Origin of the sequence: Nostoc sp. LPT (assembly GCF_017115165.1) — a bacterium.
In the GTDB taxonomy this organism is placed as follows: domain Bacteria; phylum Cyanobacteriota; class Cyanobacteriia; order Cyanobacteriales; family Nostocaceae; genus Nostoc.
Genome location: NZ_JABXKF010000048.1, coordinates 70,136 through 92,513, shown reverse-complemented (window position 1 = coordinate 92,513; position 22,378 = coordinate 70,136). Strand labels below are relative to the sequence as shown.

Below are 22,378 nucleotides of genomic sequence, written 5' to 3'. Positions count from 1 at the left end.
CCAATTGTTGGGCAACTGCTTGGGTTTATTGTGAAGTCATTTTCTAAAATCTGTTATCTTCACCCACTGGTGCGATCGCTATTTTCCTGAAATAGTAAAAACCCTGACATAATCCTTACTATGTCAGGGTTTTAGGTATTTGAAATGCTGTGGCAATATTTTGTTAAATTGACAAATAATTAGTTAATGTACAATTCATCCTTTATACTTCAATGGGTATTCTACTTACCCGCCTAAAGTCCGCGTATAAATTACCTGACCTTGGGAATCATAAAGAAAAAGGGACAGATTGGCATTATCACCAATTACGGCTAGGGCTTCCCGCAAGATTTGCAAGTGATTGGTAACGTCAACAACAGTATCCGAATTCTTAGAATAAGGATTAGCCAAGTTATTTTGCCTTATTTGGTCATACTCAGGGGTTAGCCGGACAATAATTCCTGCATTGTCCATGCTAAAGGTGCAAATCTGAAATCCATTAACACAGGTCTTATTTAAGTCAGTACGGGTTTGTTGCAAACTACTAACAGCTTGTAGTTTTTCTTGTGCTTGTTTGAGCGCAGCTGAATAAGGTTCGATGAGAGACTGAGCTTGAGTGTAGTACAAGCTATTTTGGGGAACTTTTTTAGCAGTTTGCAAAGCCTGATCCCAATATATCGCCGCTGCTTGCCATTGGTTTTGTTGTTGATAAACTTTGGCTTGCTTGGCGGTGCTAAGGGCCTGTTGGTAGGTTTTAACAGCTAATTGTTCTTTAGTAGCGCGATCGCGTACTAATACTAACTTAGGTTTATAATCTACCAACAGCTTTTGGGCTTCTTGGTATCCAACGCTATTTCGGGGAATAGTATTCAAGGCATTAATTACTACTAGCCAAGTAGACTGCGCCTTTTGCCAGTCATTCAAGGATTTAGCAATAGCTTCCTGCTTCTCGGCTGTAACAGCTATAACTTTTGCTGCGGTTAGTTTTTTCAGCCATTTTTCCTCAATAAATATCTGTTGATTTACAGCGTGCAAACGGACACGATAATTCAGTAATTTACCCTGTACCAACCCATAGAGTTCACTACTGGAACTTATACTTTCTAGTGGCGCTATAGCCTGTCGCCATAAGTGTTGCCTAGTTTGTAATTCCTCTAAGCTAGATGCAGGAGTTTGAACTTTTTGTGTCGCCAAAGATGCTGTTTGCAAAGCTTTGACCACTTGATTGATTCTCTGCGATCGCCCAGACAAACTTGCTTGTAGTTCTTTTGACACCTGGTAACGAGGCGACCAACTAGGAATTACATTCAGGTCTGTACTGGCTGCTGTAAGTTGCTGTTGTACAGCTACTAATTCTTTTTCAGACTTGGCGCGGCGCATCAGCTGCGGGGATTTTGTTTTTAATTGCTCGGCGTTTTGTATTTCTTGACACTCAGACATCACACAAGGACGAGTCAATAAGTAAGCACCACCGCCTAAAACTATAATTCCCACCAATGCTGCACCCAGTAGGATAGGTTTGACCTGGAATCCTGGTTTTGAAGCCGACAAATTCGGCACATCTGCAAACGGGTCAAACAGTTCTTCTTCACTCTCATTGATTGATGGAGAATATGTCAGAGATGATGAGGGGGATGAGGGAGATGAGGAGGATGAGGAAGATGAGTAGGATATTGCTTCCTCATCTCCCCCTGCTCCCCATCTCTCCGTCGGCTTTAACACCAAGAAACATTTAGTATAAGGGAGTTGTTCGCCAAAAACTCTGAGGAAACATTGCACCCGCTGCTCTTTGTGGGGTGCTAGAGACTGAAGTACTTCCTCAATGACTGCAAAAATTAGTTGAGCGTCAACTATTACATCTGAGGCGTGTTGCGTTAAAATCATTAGCTCGCCTTTATTGACGACGCACTTAACCTCGAAGACTTCAGCGGTTGAGACTTCTACAAGTAATTGTTCTTGCAAAGTTTTGGCTAAAAGCTGTAAATCTTCCTGCTGGACTGCTACTCTCATAAAGCTTTGCCGCTGAACTTCTATATTGTTTTGATTATCTTTAAGGGGATGAAATGAACTTTTTAGGTTTTTTGAATGCAAATGCACAGTTTAACCAACCACAGCCTGAGAATCTGAACGACCAACTTTCTAACATAAATTCTGACTTTTCACCAAAAATTAAAAAAGTAGTTATTGTTCGCGGCGCTACATTTTTACAGCCCTAGATGCAAAATTAAATAATCTGTCTTCAGATATAAATTACAAATAAAAAATGGGAATAATAGAGAATTTGAGTATTTTCACTGCATTATTCCGCGACAATTAAATTCACAGGAGCTACTGCTGTGCAAAATTCCAGTTGCAGAGCAGTTGTTACCAAATTATCTGGAGGTTAAGAAAAGAATGCTAAGTAAATCGGCACAATAAAAGCAAACTGTGTGAATAAAAGTAAACAAAGCTCAAATCCTTTTTTGCGCTGCTCCCTGCTCTCTGCCCCCTGGGTTATGGCAACAATAATTATTTACGCCAACTTACTTATGTCAGAGGGTTTTGACAGAAATACTAGTTATCTTCTATGCTGGGAAACTTGCTGAGGAGATTAATTACGTGTTGTGGCTCTGGCACAAACAGATTGGCTATCGAAATTAATATGCTGAATTTGCTGAATTCGATAAAATTGATCCGTAAAAAATAAGTTTTTATAGCTGCAAAAAGGTTAATTCTGCAATAAAGGTGCTGCAAAATATTAAGGCAGGACTAACCAAAAGCTTGGAAAGTGTCAATACAAGGTGTATCAATGGATTTATTAGAGTACCAAGTTAAAGAATGGTTTGCGAAGATAGGCATTCCGGTATTGCCTTCCCAACGAATTGACCATCCTACAGATTTGAAACGGTTAAAAATTCGCTTTCCAATTGTACTGAAATCTCAAGTGCACGGAGCGGAACGGGCAAAAGCGGGTGGAGTCAGGTTTGCCCAAACGACTATCGATGCGATCGCAGCAGCTCAAAATATTTTTAGTTTACCAATATGGGGGGAATTGCCGGAAGTTGTGCTGGCAGAATCCCAATACGACGCCAACCAGGAATTTTATCTAGCGGTGGTTTTAGATACTGCTGCCTGCCGACCGGTACTTTTAGGTTGCAAAGAAGCAGACATCGATTGGGAATCCGCTGGGGAAAGAATGCACTACGTTGTCGTAGAACAAGAATTCTCGCCATTTTATGCCCGACGATTGGCTTTGAAAATGGGTTTGCAAGGGACGCTGATGCAGTCGGTAAGCAGCGTTGTAGAGAAGATGTACCAGTTATTTGTCCAAAAAGACCTGGATTTAGTCGAAATTAATCCCTTAGCAGTCAGTACTACTAGTCAAGTTATGGCTCTTAATGGTAAAGTCAGGGTCAACGAACGGTCGATCAAGCGTCATCCCGATCTCGCCGAGATGGCAGCAAAAATTATCAGTCGTCATACCACTACTGAAATCAATGGTATTTTGGGCGACTGGGATGGTGTACAAATGCATGGAAAAATCGGTATTTTAGGTAATGGTACTGGTTCAGTGATGGCAACTTTAGATTTAGTTGCGAATGCTGGTGGCAACCCAGGTGTTTGTTTAAATCTACGTCATGCTTTCCTTACAGATACTACACCAACTACCTTCTGCGATCGCCTAGAAACAGGTTTGAAAATGCTGGAGGCTGATAAAAGTATTCAAGTAATACTAATTAACTTTCTGGGTAGCATTCCGCAAACTGAGGAAGTGGCTGAAGTTATAGCTAGAGTTGTGCAGCAAGACAACAGCGAACTTCAATCACAGGTTGTACGTTCTAATGGTAGTAAAGTTCGGCGACAACTTAATTTTCCATCCTTAGTTGTCCGTCTTGCTGGTTCTGAATTTAACACTGCGAGAAAATATTTGACAACACTAAAAACCCACACCGATGCGCTTGTCGTAGTAGAAAATTTAGATGAGGCAGTGGCAGCAGCAGTTCTCCTTGCTAAACCAACGGCTAATAAAAGATAGTGAATGTCATTTTGTTCCAATTCAAAAATCAGAAATTATTAATTTTTACCGTCGGGTATAAATTTTTCAATTTGATGTTCAAATCAAGTACAGCTTTGCTTTCTGGGACTAACTTATCTAGTGCATTCAAACTGAATATTCCTAGCTAGAGGCTGGTTTTCTGAGTTTTGGAACACTCAGCTTCCAGACTAATTTTTGGAATTTAAGTAAAAATTGAATCAATACGACACTGTAAATGTGTCGTTTTTATGCCCAGTGGTTGAAGGCGCTGGGTTGCCAAACTTAGGGTAATTTTTTATGAACCTAACGCCAGAAAGTAAAGTCTTAATTCAAGGCTTTTGTGAATTTATATCAAGCACTCATGTCGATCAAATGAAAGCTTATGGCACAAATTTAGTAGCTGGTGTCAATCCTGGATGCGGCGGACAGGAACTGCATGGACTGCCAGTATTGGATTTAGTAGAGGAGGTAACAGAACAATTTGGGGCAATTGACACAACAATTATTTGTGTAGATCCTTATGACGTTTTAGATGCAGCATTAGAAGCGATCGCATCTAATATTCGCCAGATCATTATTATTACTGCTGGTGTGCCGCCTTTGGATATGGTGCAATTACTCCGCAAAGCCGAAGCCTGTGAAACTTTGGTAATCGGGCCAAATAGTCCAGGGATCATTGTACCGGGAAAAATTCTCTTAGGAACTCAACCCAGCGAATTTTATACCCCTGGAACAGTGGGGATCGTTAGTCGTAGCAGTACCCTTACCTACGAAATTGCCTACGAATTAACAAAAGCAGGTTTAGGGCAGTCAATTAGTGTCAGTATTGGTAGCGATCCGATCGTCGGTTCCTCATTTTTGCAATGGCTGCAAATTCTCGATGAGGATGAAACCACACAAGCGATCGTTTTAGTCGGTCAACCTGGTGGTGGTAGTGAAGAAGCAGCAGCGCGGTACATTGCTGAGGCAATTGATAAACCAGTAATTGCCTACATTGCAGGTAGACAAGCACCACCAGGAAAAAGTTGGCGTCAAACTGGGACTTTAGCAACAGTTATCGGACGCGATCCTAATTTTGGTACAGCCCAAAGTAAATTAGCTGCTTTAAAAGAAGCGGAAGTGACAGTAGCTGAACGCCCTTCTCAAATTCCAGAATTATTGAGAAAGGAAATTAACTAATTACTAATTCGTAATTCAATTCTTAACTACGAATTACGAATTACGTTAGCGCAGCGGTAGCGAGTCCGCGAGCGTCATTACGAATTATTTTAATTGGTCAGTCTTGGGAACGATTTTGAGGAAACAGGTAGGCGATCGCAGCATAACCCGAAGCACTGAGTAAACTAACTAAAAAAGCAGCCAAAATAAAAGTAGACATAATGTTACACTCTATGCATTTCTAAAATCCTGGCATTCATTAACAAACCAAGATTTTCGATACTTTCAAATTAGCAATTGGGTATGACACAGCCGTGACTACCTTGTGTCAATCCCTGGGATTTCAAGGTTTTATGGCTCAACTCAGGCCAAAGGCAGAAAAAAGCGAAACGTACTACCAACTCCCAATTCGCTTTCTACCTGAATTTGACCGCCTTGTAATTCAATCAAACGGTGGGAAATAGTTAAACCAATACCAGTACCTCCCGAATGGCGATCGCGCGATTGGTCAGCTCGCCAGAAACGCTCAAACACATGAGGCAAATTTTCTGGAGCAATACCAATGCCTGTATCACTAACCGCAATCGAGAGTTGAGATGCTTCAATCCCAACAGCAATGGTAATTGAACCTTTGTTAGTGTAACGTACTGCATTACCTAGCAGATTAACCAATACCTGTTCCGTGCGATCAATATCTGCCAATACAGGAGGTAGCACAGATGGACATTGCAACAGCAAAACTGGCCCATCTTCTAATAGTTGGTCGGAAAATTTCTCCACTAATGACTCTAACAACGGATGCAAATTTACCCGTTGGATATTAATTGGTAGATAACCTGCTTCTGCCTTAGATAGTTCTTGTAAATCGTTCACTAAGCGCTCTAAGCGTCGAGTTTCTTTAGCTAAACGCCGATAGATTTCAGGAGACGCTTCAATTTCCCCATCAGCCAGTTCTTCCAAATAACCACGCACCACAGTTAATGGTGTTCGTAATTCATGGGTCATGTCTCCAATCACTTCTCGCCGCCGCGCTTCTACGCCCTCTAAGCTGGCTGCCATTCGGTTGAAACTGGTACTCAGTCCACTAAGTTCTGGAATATCAGACACAGGTAGTCGTGCATCCATCTGACCAGCAGCAAATTTTTGGGTGATTTGTTCCATCTCGGTCAATCGCTGCATAATCCGTCTGGATACCCAGTAACTCAATCCTCCGGCGGCGGTAGTGCCGACTAAGACTGACCAAAGAGTGCTTCGCTGCCAAGCAAGTTCAAATCCTGTCACCAATTCAGCACGGACATTGATTAAGTCGAACCCCTGATTTTCTAATCCTTCCAAATGTAAGACAAATAAACGGGGGGAAGAGATTTTGCTGATGCTCACCAGACTAGCTACCCCCACGATCATTACTACTAAGTGGGAGAAAAATAGGCGCCCTCTCAGCCCCATCTTCATAATATTTACGCTACCAGAGGATCTTCAAATTTATAGCCCACCCCAACAACAGTTTTAATAAAAGTAGGATTTGCCGGATCGGGTTCAATCTTTTTTCGTAACCGAGCTACATGAGTATCTACCACTCGTTCATCGCCAAAAAAATTATCTCCCCAAAGTTTATCAATTAGTTGAGTGCGGTTCCAAACTCGACTAGGATTACTGACAAAGGTGGTTAGCAAGTTAAATTCTAGGGTAGTTAAGTCCAAAATTTCAACTTCTTGAGAATTCATCTGGCGACTGGCAGTGCGCTGGTCTACATCGACAATAAAGTGTTGGGTACGATTGACTTGATGTTGTCCCCCTTGGCGGAGGCTACGCCGTAATAGTGCCCGCACCCTAGCTACCAACTCTCTGGGGCTAAAGGGTTTGACCATATAATCATCAGCACCAGTAGATAGACCGATGACGCGATCGATTTCCTCACCCTTAGCCGTGAGCATCAAAATGTATGGATCTTTTGCACCTGGTTTCTGGCGAATTCGGGCACAAACTTCCAACCCATCCAAACCAGGAATCATTAAATCTAGAATGATTAAATCAGGTGGTTGCTCTTGAAACATCCGCAAAGCATTCATGCCATCGCGGCTAGTGCGACAAAAAAATCCTTCTTTTTCTAAAGAGAGTTCGATTAAATGAGCTATTTCTGGTTCATCTTCAACTATTAAAATATCCATCTGAAATATAGGGTCGAGCAAAATGGGCAGAGTGGAGACAGGGAGACACCGAGATATCTTTTATGCGTCCCTGTGTCTCCTACTCTCCTCCTCTTTTTAATTAGAGGTTTGAATTTGACGGCGTGCGATAGCTATAACCAAGATTAGAATCTTTTTGAATGTGTGTTTTAATACTATCGAGGTCAATGAAGCAGTCAGCAACATCAATCAAACTTTCACTAGTCGTTGTTTGCAGACTGACTACTTCCACTCGAACCCCCATTCTGCTGACAGCGTTCACAGCATAAGCTAAATCTCCATCGCCACTGACTAAAACCGCCGTATCATAGTAAGGAGCTAAAGTTATCATGTCTACAGCAATTTCTACGTTCAGATTTGATTTTTTGAAATTCTCTGTTGGTACAATAAGCTCTTTTGCCACTACGCGATAGCCATTACGACGCATCCACAAGAGAAAACCCTGTTGCTTTTCATTACTGATATCAACCCCAGTATAAAAGAAAGCACGCAACAGTCTTGAACCGCTGGTTAAATGACAAAGCAATTTAACGTAGTCAATTTCTATGCCGAGTTGTAAGGCTGTATGGAACAGGCTTAAGCCATCAATAAAAATAGCAACTCGACCACGATTTAAGTTATTCAAAATCGAACTATCAGGTGCAGGATCTCGCATCTTGGTATCTTTACCTTTGACAGCAGTATCGCTCAAATTTTGCCCTTGCCAATGTGGTTTAGTTTTGAGTACTTTAGATTCCTTAAATTCATTTCTTTGTTTGCTAAAATTAGTTATAATCATTGATACCTCTGATTTTAAAGCTGGAAAGAGTTTTGAGGAAATTGTCTATAGTATAGTCTGTACTGATTTATAACCTAGCAGGTAATGGTCTTAAGTCACTATATGCAGATAAGCTTAACTGGTACTAAACAAGTTTTAAAATAGACAGCCCAAGGTTTTCACTGTTGTTAGGGTTGATTTAAGAAGATATTGCTTCTGCCCACAGATATGTTAATCTTTACCCACCGAGACAGCAAGAGTTTGGAGAAAATAAATCTTTTTATAAGGTTAGGGGCTGTTCTTATTAGGTCTGTATTGCACTCAACCCAGAAGCGCTATATCTATAGTTCGGACAAGCATGAACTATAAAAACTGTAATCGGGGCAACCCAATATAGGCAAGTTATGCACAATAATACTACGGCTTTGAGGGTGAATGAGCGTAGCAATATTTACGCAGCCGTGGGAATGTCAAGGAGTTAGAAGCACTAGTACCGCAAGCCGGAATTCAAAATTCAAAATTTAAAATTCAAAACGAATGCAGTATAACCGTTTGGTTGATTTGGAATGGTGAGGCAGTCCGGTCTTGGGGGTTCCCCCCATGAGGAACTGCCGTTAGCGCAGCGTTAGCGAGCCTGCGAGCGTCACCCGAAGGGGTGGTTTATTTACGCCGTGCTGTACTAGTAATGTAATATGAGATGCGATCGCACCTCAAAAGGTAAGTTGTATTAATTTATGTAAGAGCCAAATGAGAAGGACAGGGAGGTTTATTACTCTCTTGTCCCCCTGTCTTTTTAACGCACCGCAGCAGTTTCTAAAGATAAATCTTGAAACATGGGTGTGCTGAGGTAACGTTCGCCAAAGGAAGGCTGAATCATCACAATTAAACGTCCGGCATTTTCTGGACGTTTACCTACTTGAATTGCAGCACACAAAGCTGCACCAGAGGATATGCCAGACAATAAGCCTTCTTCTTTTGCCAAACGTCGCCCATAAGTGATCGCTTGTTCATCGCTGACTCTAATTACTTCATTAACCAATTCTAGGCGGAGAACATCTGGGATAAATCCGGCCCCAATACCTTGAATTTTATGTGGCCCGGCTTCACCACCAGAGAGGACTGGGCTATTGCTGGGTTCAACTGCGATCGCCTTAAAAGTCGGCTTGCGCTGTTTAAGTACTTCTGCAATCCCAGTAATCGTTCCACCAGTACCTACCCCAGCAATAACAATATCTACTTCCCCATCTGTATCTGCCCAAATTTCTTCGGCGGTGGTTTCTTGGTGAACTTTGGGATTAGCAGGGTTGCGGAACTGTTGCAGCATAAAAGCATTAGGAGTATTAGCCACAATTTCTTCGGCTTTGCGAATTGCTCCCCGCATACCCTCAGTTCCTGGTGTCAACTCCAAAGCTGCACCATAAGCTCTAAGCATAGCCCGTCGTTCTTGGCTCATAGTCTCTGGCATCGTCAAAATCAAACGGTAGCCACGCGCTGCTGCTACCATTGCTAGAGCAATTCCTGTATTACCGGAAGTAGGTTCAACTAAAATGGTTTTTCCTGGGAAAATTGAGCCAGCAGCTTCCGCCGATAGTACCATACTTAACCCAATGCGGTCTTTTACCGAAGCCGCTGGGTTCATCCCTTCTAATTTAACAACTATCCTTGCTACTACTCCCTCAGCTTGAGGAATCTTGTTCAGTTGAACTAAAGGAGTTCGTCCAATCAGTTGTGTTACGTCTTGAGCAATCCGCATTATTTAACTCCTAAAATCCTAAATCTTAGTACAGAGTATTTACTTATAACAATAAGCTTTGATGTCTTTATTTTGCCGTTTCATGCCAATGAGTGCATATAGTATGTATTCTAACTAAACCACACAATATGAAAGCTTAGGAAGAACTTTTATTAGATATTCCCATTGATTCTCACTTGAGAAGAGGCTAGCTTATCATTCTTCTATTTTACCATTTGGAATTGCTGACTATTGTCTCTTGGGCTGAGATTTAACTTTTTTAATTTTGTATATATAAATATTTTTTTATTTATTTTCTATTTGTTAGGAAAATATAATTGATTTTCAAAATATTTAATTGCTTTTCCTGATTTATTATTCTATCTTTATCAAGAGACATTAATATTTTCTTTTGAGTACAGATTTTCTCAGTCCAAAATTACATCGAAAATAGTCTTTAACCATTGCCTACATTGCTTTAAAGTTGAGTGCAAAAACACCAGAACCCCACCTCGGAAATACTAGAACCCCGTCCGAAAAACACTAGCACCCATACCCCAATGAATTTTTAAAATACTTATTAGGTGAGGCTTATAGGCTTTGAGTACTATTTTAATGAATTTAATAATCTTAACAGGGCTGGGGTAAACTGTTTTGTGGAGAGCGGCTGATATAAATCGTATAGGATTTACGCAGAGATTCCCCTCTACCCCCCAACATTCCTGAGCGCAAGCTTAGTGAACTAGGGGGGACTTCTTAATCTCTCTTTTGAGAGTAGGATAAAACCAGATTACCGAATCTAAGTGCGTTACTTCTGACTGAATAATCCTACGTTTTGTGAAAAGGTTGGTAACTTTTTATTAGTCAGGGATCAGTGGTAATGAGAAAAATAACTGAAAACTAACGATTATGAAAATTACCAATTACACATATTTTAATATCAAAACTGTTTGATAAGTAGAAATATACAACTACTTTAGATAAACAGCAAAAGATATTTTCTTACTAGGTGCATACTACCTAGCGAGGGAGAGCCAAGATGAAAGCCAAACTTTTAAATTTTCTCACAGTTTGCGTCGTTACCTTAGCAGTGCTTTCACCAGAACTAGTAGTATTTGGCATCGTTTGGGAGCGACATCTGGAGTTAGTAAAATCTCAGAATTTAGCTTGTGAAGTTAACAACACAACTACAGATGCTCCCGCCTTGGCTCCCCAGACAGAGGGTACACATTCCCCTCAGACTAGCATTCAATCTTCCGATCGTAATGTGGTTCATCAAATGCTGACTGTTGCTGAACAATATAAATTTGCCACTATCCTACAATGGTTCTTCCTGTTAACCCCCATTTGTGTTGGGTTAGGAATTCTTTTTTACGACAGATATCTTGTTCATCGTGCTGCTGTCTTAAAAGAACAAGTTGAAATGTTGGAAAGACTGTGGCACCAAAGTATCGAACAGTAACTTATTCACAATTTACTCACTCAAATCAACAAAATTACCATGACAGAACAACGTGAACAGCTGTATTTTAATCTGATTGATGAGTTACTTAAATGCCCTAATGGTCAAGAACCAGAAATTTTAGAATCTAAGCCCGAATTGATTGATTCCGGTTTAGTACAAACAATGTTACAAGTAGCAACTATGTTTGCCCATGAAGGCAATCAAGATGGTGCCCAATTTTTATTTTTTGTGGCGCGTGAGCTAGCTAAAGAATTAGGTTTATACCCGGAAGTTCCCAATACTGAAGTTGTAAATCCTGAAGTTGCAAATAAGGAGTAAAAATGTTGTTGACTTCAACGGATGCGGGACAAATAGCTTTAGAACTGCTCATGGCAGACTGGAATATTTCAGAAGAGAACAGAGACTGGTTTACAATCTTTAACTCTCGTCTGATTGGGGAGAGTTGGTACACTGTGGAACTAGGTATAGAAGGATTTCCCGATAGGTGGTTTATTCAAGTATATGACAATGGAGTGTGCGATCCAAACTATACATTTATTTCACCAATCCTTGGTTCTGAAGGATTTACAGACTTTGTAAATGTGCCGGATATCATCGCAGAGGTCTTAGTTTGCGAACGCAATGCTCGGTAATAATAATTGAAAATTCAAAAGTTAGAATTCAACAATAATTCGTAATTCGTAATTCGTAATTCGTAATTAAATCAAGACTTAGAGTCAGTGACTTCTAAAAGTTGTAGCATTTATTATGGTTAGGGTTTAAATCCTAATCTATATATAATATAATTACGTTGGCGATTCTGCAAATATTATTACGAATTACGAATTAGGAATTACGAATTTTTAATATAAAGATGCTTTACGCAAATCTGAGGCGATCTCGAATGAGGTACACCTCTTTTTTTATGTAATATTTAATATTTTATTCCAGCTTGTTACACTATTTTGTCATATTTAACTGATAAAATTATGTTATATTAAATAGCGTGATGGACGCTACAGAAATATCAGTTCTAATGATTGCTGAAGATATCTTAGCCAAAGAATTCACAAGAGTCGTCAACCATTACTACCCGCAAGTTGGAGAATTGCTGGATGGGTGTTATGTGAAAGTCATCACCTGTTTTTGGGGACGACCTGCCAGACGTTTGCAATATATAGGAATTTATTGCTCTGACGAAATGATTTCCTGCGTGCAAGCTCAAAAAGAAATACTCAGAGAAGTAGCAGACAATATGGGTCTAATCCAGGTTGTTTGCATGAATGCCAAGCGATTATTGCGCGATCCAATGTCGAAGGTCAAAGAGAACAACCCACGCCTATGGTTGGAGTTGCAGTGGGTTGCGACTTAGTGATTCATCGCATTAATTGAGAGGGGTAAATGCTTTTGTTAAGAGGACTTGATTCCTCAAATATTTAAGCACTTTAGTGCTTACTACAAACCTGTCGACCACTAGAATGATCAGCAGCTACGGTGAATACAAAGTATCAACACTAATGAAAACTGGAATTTTCTGCAATTACGATAATTTTCACCAAGATGCTCATCGTGCCATCTTTGAGCAAGTTGCACTGGTAAAACAGGCAGAAAGCTTAGGTTTTGAGGAAGCGTGGGTGAGTGAACACCATTTTAGTGAATCTAATCTTAGCCCGTCCATGTTGGTGTTAATGGCACACTTGGCAGGATTGACTTCAACTATCCAATTAGGCACTGCGGCGGTGTTGCTGCCATTCCATAACCCCATTAGGGTAGCGGAAGATATTGCCACTTTGGATAACCTGTGCAATGGACGATTATTATTTGGAGTTGCCAAAGGCGGCCCCTTTCCTCAACAAAACAAGCATTTTGCGACACTCCCAAGTGAATCCCGTCCCAAGATGCTAGAGGCGATCGCATTGATTCAAAAGCTCTTATATGAAACTGATGTATCATTTAATGGGCAATATTATCAATGCGATCGCTTGACAATTTACCCGAAACCATTGCAAAGTCAAATCCCAGTCTATGTTGCGACTGGTGGTGATGACGGTATCGAGTTGGCTGCTAAACATTCCTTCAGCTTGATGGGTGGGCCGCCATTTTCCCTAGAAAGATTAAAGGATACTGTTAGCAAATATCGAGCCTTAAATTCTAGTGGTGCGGAAAACTTTGTGCTGGCACGCTTCTTTTTTGTTGGCAAAACATTTGACGAGGCGGTGAGTGAAGCGTTACCTTTCATTCACAAATTTAGCCAGAAAATGAAAGCTAATTCGGCTCAACTATTGCAGAATAATGCGAATCCCAACCAAAAAGCATTTGATCGCACAAATATTTGTTTCGATGAAGACTATTTGATTGAGAACTCAATTATCGGTGATGTGGAGACTTGTCGAGACAAAATCAAGAAATTTCAGGACGAATTAGATTTAGGTACGCTAGCACTCAAACCCTCGTCTTCAAATATGCAAAAAAATCTTGAGAGTTTGACACGCTACAACCAAGAGGTGCGAAATTATGTCTTCTAAACTATACCTGCTTCCTCCCGATGATTTACCTCCCGCTGAGGTAACAAAACAGGATGGAATGCTGCAAATGGAGCTAGAACAGTCTACTGGCAGATGCTTTTATCAAGCTTGTGATCGCATTACGCGAGTACTGTTGTCTAATTGTCAGTGGTATCTCACAACAAATACTAGCATCCTCACACTAATTATTGATTGCCCTGACTTAGTATCTTACTGGCATATCGTCAGCAATATTCCCCAGTTGGGTAATAGGTTAGAGCGGTTTGCTAGCAATGGCAAAATTCGCGTTTATCCGCCATTTGGCAAAGGGACGCCGTTTGAAATCAGCGTAAATGAAATATCTGCTTATCGAGATTGGCTTTGAGGTAAATAAAAACTGGGAATCACGCAAAATATAGTTTATTCACTCTTATCGCTGTCTTCCACCCTGTACTCCTAAAGTGCAGGGTGTTGCAATTTTATAAGAGTTACAATATTGTCTGTGTTTTCTTGTTATTTCAAATAACTCAGGTGTATGCGCTGGCAACCTATAGATAATTTACCGCAAGATTGGCAAAAATTGGCTAGTTCAGAGCTACCACCATTAGTTACTGTCTGGAATGAACAAGCTGACCGCCTTCGTAACTCTGGTGCATTCAAAATTTTTATGGAAAAGATGCGCCGGGAGATAGCAATTGAAACCGGAATTATAGAGCGGCTGTACACAATTCCCCAAGGTATTACCCAATTACTGATTGAGCAGGGTATAAATGAGGCACTAATCCCACATGGAGTTACAGACCGACCTATTAAGCAAGTTGTAGCCTTGATTCAGGATCAAGAAATGGCTATTGAGGGATTATTTGATTTTGTGGGTGGTCAACGTTCTCTGACGCCGTTTTATGTCAAGGAACTGCATCAGTTGCTTACCAGAAATCAGACTAATACAGAAGCTTTAGTTCCATCCACAGGACAAATTATTAGTGTTCCTTTAATCAGAGGTGATTGGAAGAAGCAGCCTAATAATCCATTGAGAGCAGATGGTTCCATTTATGAGTACTGTCCACCAGAACAGGTAGCATCTGAGATGGATAATCTCATTCAATGGCATCATCAACATCAAGAAAACCAAGTTGCACCAGAAGTTGAAGCTGCATGGCTACACCATCGATTTACTCAAATTCATCCGTTCCAAGATGGGAATGGGCGAGTTGCTCGCTGTCTTGCTAGCCTAGTTTTTATTCAGGCTAGATGGTTTCCTCTTGTACTTACCCGTGATGATCGTTCAGCTTATATTACATCTTTAGAACAAGCGGATCAAGGTGAATTTTCTGGCTTGATTCGTTTGTTTGCTAAAAGTCAGAAACAGTCATTTATCCGCAGTCTTGGCTTGTCAGAACAAATCCTGTCAGAAACAAGGCAGACTCGTACTATCCTGGCATCTATTACTGATAAACTTAAACAGCGTCAGTTAGCATCCATTCAAGAACGATGTCAAAAAGCTGAGAGATTTGCCGAAAGTTTGTTTGAGATAGCATCCAATCGTCTGCAAAATCTTTCTGAAGAAATCAAGCTATCTGTACAAAATTTAGTAGCAGATGCTCAAGTTTTTCCACTATCAGCTTCAGCAGGGGACGAGCGTTCATATTATCATCGTTATCAAATTGTGGAGACAGCAAAACAGCAAGGTTACTTTGCTAATCTTCAAAGCTATCACAGTTGGGTGCAATTGATTATTAAAGTAGAAACACCTACAGTAATTTTGCTTTCATTTCATGTTCTGGGGCGCGAATATTTAGGCTTACTTGTATGTTCTGTATGTGCCTATCACAGAGATGATACAGAAGAAGGCGATCGAAATATTAGTGATATTCAACCCTTAACAGAATCACCATTCCAATTTTCTTATGCAGATGAAGAAGATAACTTGGTGAAGCGCTTCAATGAGTGGCTAGAAGAAGCTATTATTACAGGATTAGAATATTGGAATAGAAGTCTTTAATGCTCAATAACAACAGCGAGAACCAGCATTTTGTAAACAATGCGTTGACTTCAGGAAATTTTTTCAGTTCCAACGGCTAGCTGTGCCACTTCTGTTTAAACGAAGTGAAGCAATCTCCAAAACATTGCGCTTGCTTCACTTCGTTACACTCGCAAAGACGAATTATAAGTTTTAATTTAAACGCTCCAGGTAGCACAGGAAAGTGCAGAGGGACGCAGAGTTTTTGCTATAACGATACAGTTAGCCATGCATACCAACTCTCTAACCCAGCACCAGTAGTTGCAGAAACCTGAAAAATCTGAATTTTAGGATTTACTTGTTTAGCATATTCTATACACTTTTGAACATCAAAATCTATATAAGGCAGCAAATCAATTTTTGTAAGAATCATGATGTCACTAGCACGAAACATGTGGGGATATTTTATCGGCTTATCTTCTCCCTCTGTGACGGAGAGAATCACGACTTTTGTATTTTCTCCTAAATCAAATAAGGCTGGACAAACTAAATTCCCCACATTTTCAATCATTACAACTGAGTTTAGTGGCGGATTCAGTTGTTGTAAACCCCTGTCTATCATTGATGCGTCTAAATGACAGCCTGTTCCAGTGTTAATTTGGATGACTTTAGAACCTGTTTCTTGAATTTTTTTGGCATCGTTAGCAGTTTCTTGGTCGCCTTCAATGACACTAATAAATAATTGATGCTTTAAATCATTGATGGTTCGTGTCAAAAGAGTTGTTTTCCCTGCACCGGGAGAACTCATTAAATTTAAGGCGAGAATATTTCGACCTTTAAACCATCCCCGATTTTGGGCTGCTATCAAATTATTTTTTGCCAAAATATCTTGTTCTAAGGATATTGTTGTATTGTGTATTTTGGCATGAATTTGAGACGCTTCTATATGAGTGTCGTGACTGTGGGAATGAGTGATGACAGTACCATCTGCTAAAGTGTGAGTATGATGATGATGGTTATGTTCAGCTTCACCTGTTTCCAGATTGGTAATTTTAGTTTCACCATCATCAGAACAACCGCAGGTTACACACATAATTCCTCTATTTCTATTTCTTTAATTTTCAGTTCTTCACCAGTAATCAAATCTAATTGCACGCTACCGCAGTTACAGATACCAAATGGTTTATCTAAATAAATTTCTGCACCGCATTGGCGACATCGCCCTAAACCTGGAATTTCCAAAATTTCTAATGTCGCCTCTGCTAAAACTGTGCCTTGAGTGCAAATATCAAAACAAAATCGGATAGCGTCGGGCATAATGGCTGAAAGTTTACCAATTTCTAATAGAACTCGCTGCACTTTCGCACCCTTGGCGTGTTCATTCACAATTGCCACAATATTTTGGGTAATTCCAAGTTCATGCATACTATGAAATTTATTAAATACTAACAAATTCGTGGCAATTGGTCGCCTACTAACATATCAACAATCCTTTCAGCACCAAAAACTGTTTTTAACAAGACTATACCTGGTGGTGAGGTAATAACTTCGCCAATAATACAAGCATCTTTGCCTGCTGAGTGGGATTTCATCGCAGATAAAACAGTTTCTGCGTATTTAGCTGCCACTACTATAACTAACTTACCTTCATTAGCTAAATATAATGGATCTAAACCGAGAATTTCACAAACTCCGTTGACTTCTTCACGCACTGGGATAGATTCTTCAAAGAGACGAATTCCTACATCGGAACTGAGGGCAAATTCATTTAGTACTGTAGCTAAACCACCGCGTGTGGCATCTCGCATAGCATGAATTTGAGGACATACATGGAGAATAGTTTCTACTAAACTATATAATGGTTGACAGTCACTTTCAATATTAGTTTCTAAGGCTAATTCGCCACGGGCAATTAAAATTGCTGCTCCATGATTGCCTATTTCACCATTAATTATTATGGTATCTCCAGGTTGAATATTGCGGACGGAAATACTAACTTTTTGCGGGATGATACCAATACCAGCAGTATTAATAAAGAGTTTATCGACAGCACCGCGATGTACAACTTTCGTGTCACCAGTAACAATTTGAACATCAGCTTTTTTCGCAGCTGTTTTCATACTGGCTGCGACACGCCGTAATATTTCTACTGGTAATCCTTCTTCTAAAATGACGCTACAAGTTAAATATAAAGGTTTAGCACCGCTAACCGCTAAATCATTAACTGTGCCGTTAACTGCTAATTCTCCTATATCACTACCGGTAAAAAATAACGGGTCTACAACATAGGAATCTGTTGTAAATGCGAGTCTGTCTCCTTGTTGGAGGAGAGGGGCTAAGTTGAAGCTGGCTTGGTCTTCTAGTTGTGAGAGAATTGGGTTATCAAAATTGCTGACAAAGATATCATCTATTAAATCACGCATGGCTTTACCACCACTGCCATGTGCGAGAGTTATATGAGTGTCTTGCACTTTACTTTGGCGACGGCGGGCTTGTTCTATTTTTTGGAATAGGGGATTTTGGATTGGGTTTGTGGGGGAAATATTCATATTAAAATTTTTTTTAAACGCAAAGGGGCGCAGAGGGAAGCGCAGAGGTACGCGGAGTATTATTAGTCTGAGGAGAAGCCGCAGGCGGGGAGGGGTTCTTGAGTTATAGCTAGTTTTGGTTTTTGGGCGATTGTTCTTTTGGCAATTGTAGAGAGGCGCCCGTATTTGTAATAGGCTGCACAAGCACCTTCGGAAGATACCATGCAAGTACCGATAGGTGTTTCTGGTGTGCAAGCTGTACCGAATACTTTGCACTCCCAAGGCTTTAAGACTCCTTTGAGAATTTCTCCACATTTACAAGCTTTATGGTCGGCTACTTTCAGATTAGGAATGGTAAATTTCAGTTCGGCATCAAATTGGGCATATTCAGGTTTAATTTGTAATCCTGAATAGGGAATGTCACCTAAGCCGCGCCAATCGAAATTATCTCGCACGGCAAAAACTTTGTTTATGGCTTGTAGGGCTACTGTATTCCCACTTTTTTCTACAATTCGGTTATATTGGTTTTCAACTTCACAACGATTTTCTACTAGCTGTTGCAATAGCATCCAAATCGATTGGAGAATATCTAAGGGTTCAAATCCTGAAACGACAATTGGCTTATTATATTGTTGAGAAATAAATTGATATGGGTCTGTGCCAATTACCATACTGACATGACCGGGGCCAACAAATCCATCTAGTTGCAAGTCGGGATTATCTAGCAGTGCTTTGAGGGCGGGAATCACGAGAACGTGATTGCAAAACATACTAAAGTTATGAATTTCTTCGGCTGCTGCTTGCAGAATAGTGAAGGCGGTGCTGGGGGCTGTGGTTTCAAAGCCTAATGCGAAGAAGACTACTTGTTTGTCGGGGTTATCTCTGGCAATTTGTAGGCTATCTAAGGGAGAGTACACCATACGGATGTCTGCACCTTGTGCCCTAGCTTGCAGTAAAGTGGTTTTGGAACCGGGAACTCGCATTGCGTCGCCAAAGGTGGCAAAAATGACGTTATGATTTTGAGAGATTGCGATCGCATCATCTAATCTCCCTTTTGGCATCACACATACTGGACAACCAGGCCCATGAATTAGCTCAATGGTTTGGGGTAAAATTTCTTCGATGCCATATTTAAATATGGAATGGGTATGTCCGCCACATACTTCCATTATTTTGATAGGTTTTTCTAGTCGATGGCATAATTTGGCGATTTCGCAGTATAACGCTTCAGCTTTTTCCGGTTCGCGGAATTCGTCAACATATTTCATAGAAAGTAAGGAGTAGTGAGTTTTATGTATCTGTTAATTTCGCTTTTGTGGTAGAGAGTTCTTTTAACAAATCGCGTTGGCACAGCGTCTCCAAGAGTTGCCTTATCTAGATTTCACCCTCCTGCCTTATTCACGTACTAATCCCTGCTTCTGCTGCTGTTAATTCTTGGAATAGTTGTAATGTTTCTGCCGCTTCTTGTTCGTTAATTCGATTCATCGCAAAGCCAACATGCACTAGCACCCAATCCCCAATACAAGCTTCGGGGGGATGTTGTTCATCTACGATACAAGCAATATTTACTTCGCGCTTAACACCACCAATGTTAACTATGGCTAATTTATGGTTAACGTTGGTAATTTCTATAATTTGTCCGGGAATTCCTAAGCACATTTTTTGATTTGTAAAGATGAACTAACTGTAGAGGAAATTCTTTGTGAAGCAAAGTTTGTCAATTATCAAGACTCATGTATTAATTGTGCGGCTGAAATCACTGCTTGTCCTAAAGATAACCCGCCGTCATTAGCTGGAACTAAGCTGTGAGTGAGTACTTTTATTCCCAATGTTTGTAATTTTTTGGTAACTTGCTCTAACAATATACAATTTTGAAATACTCCTCCTGTTAGGGCTACCTGATAAATCAGATTTTCTTGACTAAGATGCTTAACCATTTGCACAATCGCATTAGCTAAACCTTGGTGAAATTTGGCAGCCATAACTGCTTGTGGAATTTGCTGCTGTAAGTCATCAAGCAAGGCTTGCCACATTGGGCGTGGGTCTATACAATAAATACTATCTAAAAAGCTAAAACTAAAAGGATATATTAGCGTTTCTTTATTATTATTTAAGCTGCTAACATCTACTATAGCTTCCATTGCGATCGCAGCCTGTCCTTCATAGCTACATTCGTCTCTATAAATACCGATAGCCGCCGCCACTGCATCGAACAATCGCCCCACTGAGGAAGCTGGAGGACAGTTAATTCCTTTATCTATAAGTTGATTGAGTAGCTTAAGTGGCTTGTTTTTCAAAAACTTAAATATTTCTAAATCAGTATACTTTTGTTCGCAATCATCCCAAAGGTTAGCAGCTAATAATTGCGCATAAGTATTACGCCAAGGCTGATAAATTGCTTGTTCACCACCAACCATTGCTACTGATTTAAATGTTGCTAGTCGTTTAAAATTTCGGTAATCTGCTAAAAGAAATTCTCCACCCCAGAGTGTACCATCGTCGCCGTAACCTAAACCATCTAAAGCAATACCTAATATTGGAGATGAATTTAGAGGAATCCCATTTTCTGCCATACAAGCGGCAATATGGGCGTGATGATGTTGAATGGGATAAATTTTGATTTGATTTGTGTCTGCAAGTTCTTTACCAAGTTTGCTTGAGAGATATTCAGGATGTTTATCAATGGCGATTACTTCTGGTTGATGCTCAAATAAATTTAAGTATAAATTTAAAGTTTTTTGGTATGCGTTGAAAACGGCAGCATTTTCTAAATCTCCTAGATGTTGAGAGAGAATTGCTTCTCCTTCACGCAATAGGCAAAAGGTATTTTTTAACTCACTGCCCATTGCTAAAATTTGCGGTACTTTGTGAAATCCCAGTGGTAAACTAATTGATGCTGGTGCATATCCTCTGGCACGGCGAATTGTTTGAGCTTTATCACCCATAACACGCACAACTGAATCATCTACCCGATTAATAATCTCTCGATTATGCAAGAGAAAATAATCAGCGATTGTCCCTAATTTTTCCCTTACTTCGTCATTATCAATACATTGTGGTTCATCAGCAAAATTGCCACTTGTTAAAACAATTGGGCGATTCATCCGCCGCAGAATTAAATGATGCAAGGGCGTATAAGGTAGCATGAAACCAAGAGTTTTTTGCCCTGATGCTACTGACGATGCTAATTGTTTTTCACGTGAAGCTTGTAATAAAACAATTGGTGCAGCAGAACTTGTTAATAATTCTTTTTCTTTGGCGTTGACAATACAATATTGTTCAATTATCTCAATATCCCGTGCCATTAAAGCAAAGGGTTTATGATAGCGCCTTTTTCGCTGACGTAGTTTTTGTACAACGGTTTCCTGTGTTGCATCGCAAGCTAGATGAATACCACCTAACCCCTTAATTGCCACAATCTCACCTTTTTGCAACAAGGTACAAACAGCATCGACATCATCCAACATCGAAAACATGGAAGCAGTAACCGATTTCCCATCGGCGCGTTCTAACCAAGCTGCGGGGCCACAAACATGACAAGCTATAGGTTGGGCGTGAAAACGGCGGTTTTCGACATCGTGGTATTCCTTTCCACATTCTGAACACATCGCAAACGCAGACATACTGGTATTGCATCTGTCATAAGGAATGGCACGAATAATACTCAGGCGGGGGCCGCAATGAGTACAGTTAGTAAAGGGGTAGCGATAAAAGCGGCTAAAGGGGTCGAATATTTCTTGTTGACACTGTGGACAAGTGGCTGCATCAGGAGTAATTTCTGTTGTAATGGCATTACTGACACTACTAGAAATCACGAAATTATCAAATTTCAATTCACCTTGATAAGGAGTTCTAGTTAGTTGATTAATTCTTGCCAACGGTGGACGTTCTGTTTGCAATCTGGCAACAAATTCTGTGATTGCTTCCTCACTACCAGATATCCTAATTAATACACCTTGACCATCATTACAAACATCTCCAGTCAAACCACAGGCTTTAGCAATACGATATACAGTAGGGCGAAATCCTACTCCTTGAACAGTACCGCCAACTCTAATTTCTTCAGTCGCCATATAAATCTGACTTTCCAAAATTACGAATTACGTAGCTTGGTT

General features: G+C 40.3%; 20 protein-coding genes. 9 read left to right on the top strand and 11 right to left on the bottom strand.

Going from position 1 to position 22,378, the window contains the following annotated elements; translation table 11 throughout:
• Positions 1-225: 225 nt before the first annotated feature.
• The gene (locus tag HWQ58_RS11040) at positions 226-1,989 is read right to left on the bottom strand and encodes a hypothetical protein (RefSeq protein ID WP_292861656.1); all 1,764 of its coding nucleotides are present in this window, start codon (positions 1,987-1,989) and stop codon (positions 226-228) included.
• A gap of 778 nt (positions 1,990-2,767) precedes the next feature.
• Here HWQ58_RS11040 and HWQ58_RS11035 point away from each other — a divergent pair.
• Complete coding sequence (locus tag HWQ58_RS11035) at positions 2,768-3,994, top strand: succinate--CoA ligase subunit beta (RefSeq protein ID WP_292861653.1); 1,227 nt, start codon at positions 2,768-2,770, stop codon at positions 3,992-3,994.
• A 297-nt stretch (positions 3,995-4,291) separates the two neighbouring features.
• Complete coding sequence (locus HWQ58_RS11030) at positions 4,292-5,173, top strand: CoA-binding protein (RefSeq protein ID WP_292861650.1); 882 nt, start codon at positions 4,292-4,294, stop codon at positions 5,171-5,173.
• Between the two features lie 342 nt (positions 5,174-5,515).
• Here HWQ58_RS11030 and HWQ58_RS11025 read toward each other — a convergent pair whose 3' ends face one another.
• The 4 genes from HWQ58_RS11025 to cysK form a co-directional block, all read right to left on the bottom strand.
• Complete coding sequence (locus tag HWQ58_RS11025; protein WP_292861647.1) at positions 5,516-6,604, bottom strand: HAMP domain-containing sensor histidine kinase; 1,089 nt, start codon at positions 6,602-6,604, stop codon at positions 5,516-5,518.
• 5 nt (positions 6,605-6,609) lie between these two features.
• A complete protein-coding gene (locus HWQ58_RS11020) occupies positions 6,610-7,320 on the bottom strand; it encodes a response regulator transcription factor (RefSeq protein ID WP_292861644.1) in 711 nt (236 codons plus the stop codon).
• 100 nt (positions 7,321-7,420) lie between these two features.
• Positions 7,421-8,116: an NYN domain-containing protein gene (locus HWQ58_RS11015; protein WP_292861641.1), complete on the bottom strand. Its 696-nt coding sequence runs from the start codon at positions 8,114-8,116 to the stop codon at positions 7,421-7,423.
• A 772-nt stretch (positions 8,117-8,888) separates the two neighbouring features.
• On the bottom strand, positions 8,889-9,848 hold the full coding sequence (gene cysK / locus HWQ58_RS11010) for a cysteine synthase A (RefSeq protein ID WP_292861638.1): 960 nt from the start codon (positions 9,846-9,848) through the stop codon (positions 8,889-8,891).
• 1,018 nt (positions 9,849-10,866) lie between these two features.
• On the opposite strand from cysK, the gene HWQ58_RS11005 reads away from it, so the two are divergent.
• The 7 genes from HWQ58_RS11005 to HWQ58_RS10975 all read left to right on the top strand — a co-directional run bounded on the left by HWQ58_RS11005 (position 10,867) and on the right by HWQ58_RS10975 (position 15,777).
• Positions 10,867-11,289, top strand: coding sequence for a hypothetical protein (locus HWQ58_RS11005; RefSeq protein ID WP_292861635.1), 423 nt, complete (start codon positions 10,867-10,869; stop codon positions 11,287-11,289).
• A 39-nt stretch (positions 11,290-11,328) separates the two neighbouring features.
• The gene (locus HWQ58_RS11000; protein ID WP_292861632.1) at positions 11,329-11,610 is read left to right on the top strand and encodes a hypothetical protein; all 282 of its coding nucleotides are present in this window, start codon (positions 11,329-11,331) and stop codon (positions 11,608-11,610) included.
• Positions 11,611-11,612: 2 nt separating this feature from the next.
• Positions 11,613-11,924: a hypothetical protein gene (locus HWQ58_RS10995; protein WP_292861629.1), complete on the top strand. Its 312-nt coding sequence runs from the start codon at positions 11,613-11,615 to the stop codon at positions 11,922-11,924.
• A gap of 356 nt (positions 11,925-12,280) precedes the next feature.
• Positions 12,281-12,643 carry a hypothetical protein gene (locus HWQ58_RS10990; RefSeq protein WP_292861626.1) on the top strand — a complete coding sequence of 121 codons (363 nt, stop codon included), beginning with the start codon at positions 12,281-12,283 and terminating at the stop codon, positions 12,641-12,643.
• 145 nt (positions 12,644-12,788) lie between these two features.
• The gene (locus tag HWQ58_RS10985) at positions 12,789-13,796 is read left to right on the top strand and encodes an LLM class flavin-dependent oxidoreductase (RefSeq protein WP_292861623.1); all 1,008 of its coding nucleotides are present in this window, start codon (positions 12,789-12,791) and stop codon (positions 13,794-13,796) included.
• Entirely contained in the window at positions 13,786-14,160 is a 375-nt protein-coding gene (locus tag HWQ58_RS10980; RefSeq protein WP_292861620.1) for a hypothetical protein, read from the top strand. The genes HWQ58_RS10985 and HWQ58_RS10980 overlap by 11 nt, the downstream gene beginning before the upstream one ends.
• A 150-nt stretch (positions 14,161-14,310) precedes the next feature.
• Entirely contained in the window at positions 14,311-15,777 is a 1,467-nt protein-coding gene (locus HWQ58_RS10975; RefSeq protein ID WP_292861617.1) for a Fic family protein, read from the top strand.
• Between the two features lie 226 nt (positions 15,778-16,003).
• Here the strand turns inward: HWQ58_RS10975 and hypB are convergent, their stop codons facing one another.
• The 6 genes from hypB to hypF all read right to left on the bottom strand — a co-directional run bounded on the left by hypB (position 16,004) and on the right by hypF (position 22,336).
• A complete protein-coding gene (gene hypB, locus HWQ58_RS10970; protein WP_292861614.1) occupies positions 16,004-16,828 on the bottom strand; it encodes a hydrogenase nickel incorporation protein HypB in 825 nt (274 codons plus the stop codon).
• Complete coding sequence (locus HWQ58_RS10965) at positions 16,819-17,160, bottom strand: hydrogenase maturation nickel metallochaperone HypA (RefSeq protein ID WP_292861611.1); 342 nt, start codon at positions 17,158-17,160, stop codon at positions 16,819-16,821. The genes hypB and HWQ58_RS10965 overlap by 10 nt, the downstream gene beginning before the upstream one ends.
• A gap of 20 nt (positions 17,161-17,180) precedes the next feature.
• Positions 17,181-18,284 carry a hydrogenase expression/formation protein HypE gene (gene hypE / locus HWQ58_RS10960; RefSeq protein ID WP_292861609.1) on the bottom strand — a complete coding sequence of 368 codons (1,104 nt, stop codon included), beginning with the start codon at positions 18,282-18,284 and terminating at the stop codon, positions 17,181-17,183.
• A gap of 62 nt (positions 18,285-18,346) precedes the next feature.
• Positions 18,347-19,531 (bottom strand): hydrogenase formation protein HypD, encoded by a 1,185-nt coding sequence (gene hypD, locus HWQ58_RS10955; protein ID WP_292861606.1) that lies wholly within the window; start codon positions 19,529-19,531, stop codon positions 18,347-18,349.
• 130 nt (positions 19,532-19,661) lie between these two features.
• Positions 19,662-19,922: a HypC/HybG/HupF family hydrogenase formation chaperone gene (locus HWQ58_RS10950; RefSeq protein WP_292861603.1), complete on the bottom strand. Its 261-nt coding sequence runs from the start codon at positions 19,920-19,922 to the stop codon at positions 19,662-19,664.
• Positions 19,923-19,987: 65 nt separating this feature from the next.
• On the bottom strand, positions 19,988-22,336 hold the full coding sequence (hypF, locus tag HWQ58_RS10945) for a carbamoyltransferase HypF (RefSeq protein ID WP_292861600.1): 2,349 nt from the start codon (positions 22,334-22,336) through the stop codon (positions 19,988-19,990).
• Positions 22,337-22,378: the final 42 nt, after the last annotated feature.

Coding starts and splice junctions, on each gene's coding strand:
- hypF (WP_292861600.1), bottom strand. CDS start 22,336: ATGGCGACTGAAGAAATTAGAGTTGGCGGTACTGTTCAAGGAGTAGGA.
- cysK (WP_292861638.1), bottom strand. CDS start 9,848: ATGCGGATTGCTCAAGACGTAACACAACTGATTGGACGAACTCCTTTA.
- hypB (WP_292861614.1), bottom strand. CDS start 16,828: ATGTGTGTAACCTGCGGTTGTTCTGATGATGGTGAAACTAAAATTACC.
- HWQ58_RS11000 (WP_292861632.1), top strand. CDS start 11,329: ATGACAGAACAACGTGAACAGCTGTATTTTAATCTGATTGATGAGTTA.
- hypE (WP_292861609.1), bottom strand. CDS start 18,284: ATGAATATTTCCCCCACAAACCCAATCCAAAATCCCCTATTCCAAAAA.
- HWQ58_RS10985 (WP_292861623.1), top strand. CDS start 12,789: ATGAAAACTGGAATTTTCTGCAATTACGATAATTTTCACCAAGATGCT.
- HWQ58_RS11020 (WP_292861644.1), bottom strand. CDS start 7,320: ATGGATATTTTAATAGTTGAAGATGAACCAGAAATAGCTCATTTAATC.
- hypD (WP_292861606.1), bottom strand. CDS start 19,531: ATGAAATATGTTGACGAATTCCGCGAACCGGAAAAAGCTGAAGCGTTA.
- HWQ58_RS10950 (WP_292861603.1), bottom strand. CDS start 19,922: ATGTGCTTAGGAATTCCCGGACAAATTATAGAAATTACCAACGTTAAC.
- HWQ58_RS10995 (WP_292861629.1), top strand. CDS start 11,613: ATGTTGTTGACTTCAACGGATGCGGGACAAATAGCTTTAGAACTGCTC.
- HWQ58_RS10980 (WP_292861620.1), top strand. CDS start 13,786: ATGTCTTCTAAACTATACCTGCTTCCTCCCGATGATTTACCTCCCGCT.
- HWQ58_RS11040 (WP_292861656.1), bottom strand. CDS start 1,989: ATGAGAGTAGCAGTCCAGCAGGAAGATTTACAGCTTTTAGCCAAAACT.
- HWQ58_RS10975 (WP_292861617.1), top strand. CDS start 14,311: ATGCGCTGGCAACCTATAGATAATTTACCGCAAGATTGGCAAAAATTG.
- HWQ58_RS11030 (WP_292861650.1), top strand. CDS start 4,292: ATGAACCTAACGCCAGAAAGTAAAGTCTTAATTCAAGGCTTTTGTGAA.
- HWQ58_RS11005 (WP_292861635.1), top strand. CDS start 10,867: ATGAAAGCCAAACTTTTAAATTTTCTCACAGTTTGCGTCGTTACCTTA.
- HWQ58_RS10990 (WP_292861626.1), top strand. CDS start 12,281: ATGGACGCTACAGAAATATCAGTTCTAATGATTGCTGAAGATATCTTA.
- HWQ58_RS11025 (WP_292861647.1), bottom strand. CDS start 6,604: ATGAAGATGGGGCTGAGAGGGCGCCTATTTTTCTCCCACTTAGTAGTA.
- HWQ58_RS11015 (WP_292861641.1), bottom strand. CDS start 8,116: ATGATTATAACTAATTTTAGCAAACAAAGAAATGAATTTAAGGAATCT.
- HWQ58_RS11035 (WP_292861653.1), top strand. CDS start 2,768: ATGGATTTATTAGAGTACCAAGTTAAAGAATGGTTTGCGAAGATAGGC.
- HWQ58_RS10965 (WP_292861611.1), bottom strand. CDS start 17,160: ATGCATGAACTTGGAATTACCCAAAATATTGTGGCAATTGTGAATGAA.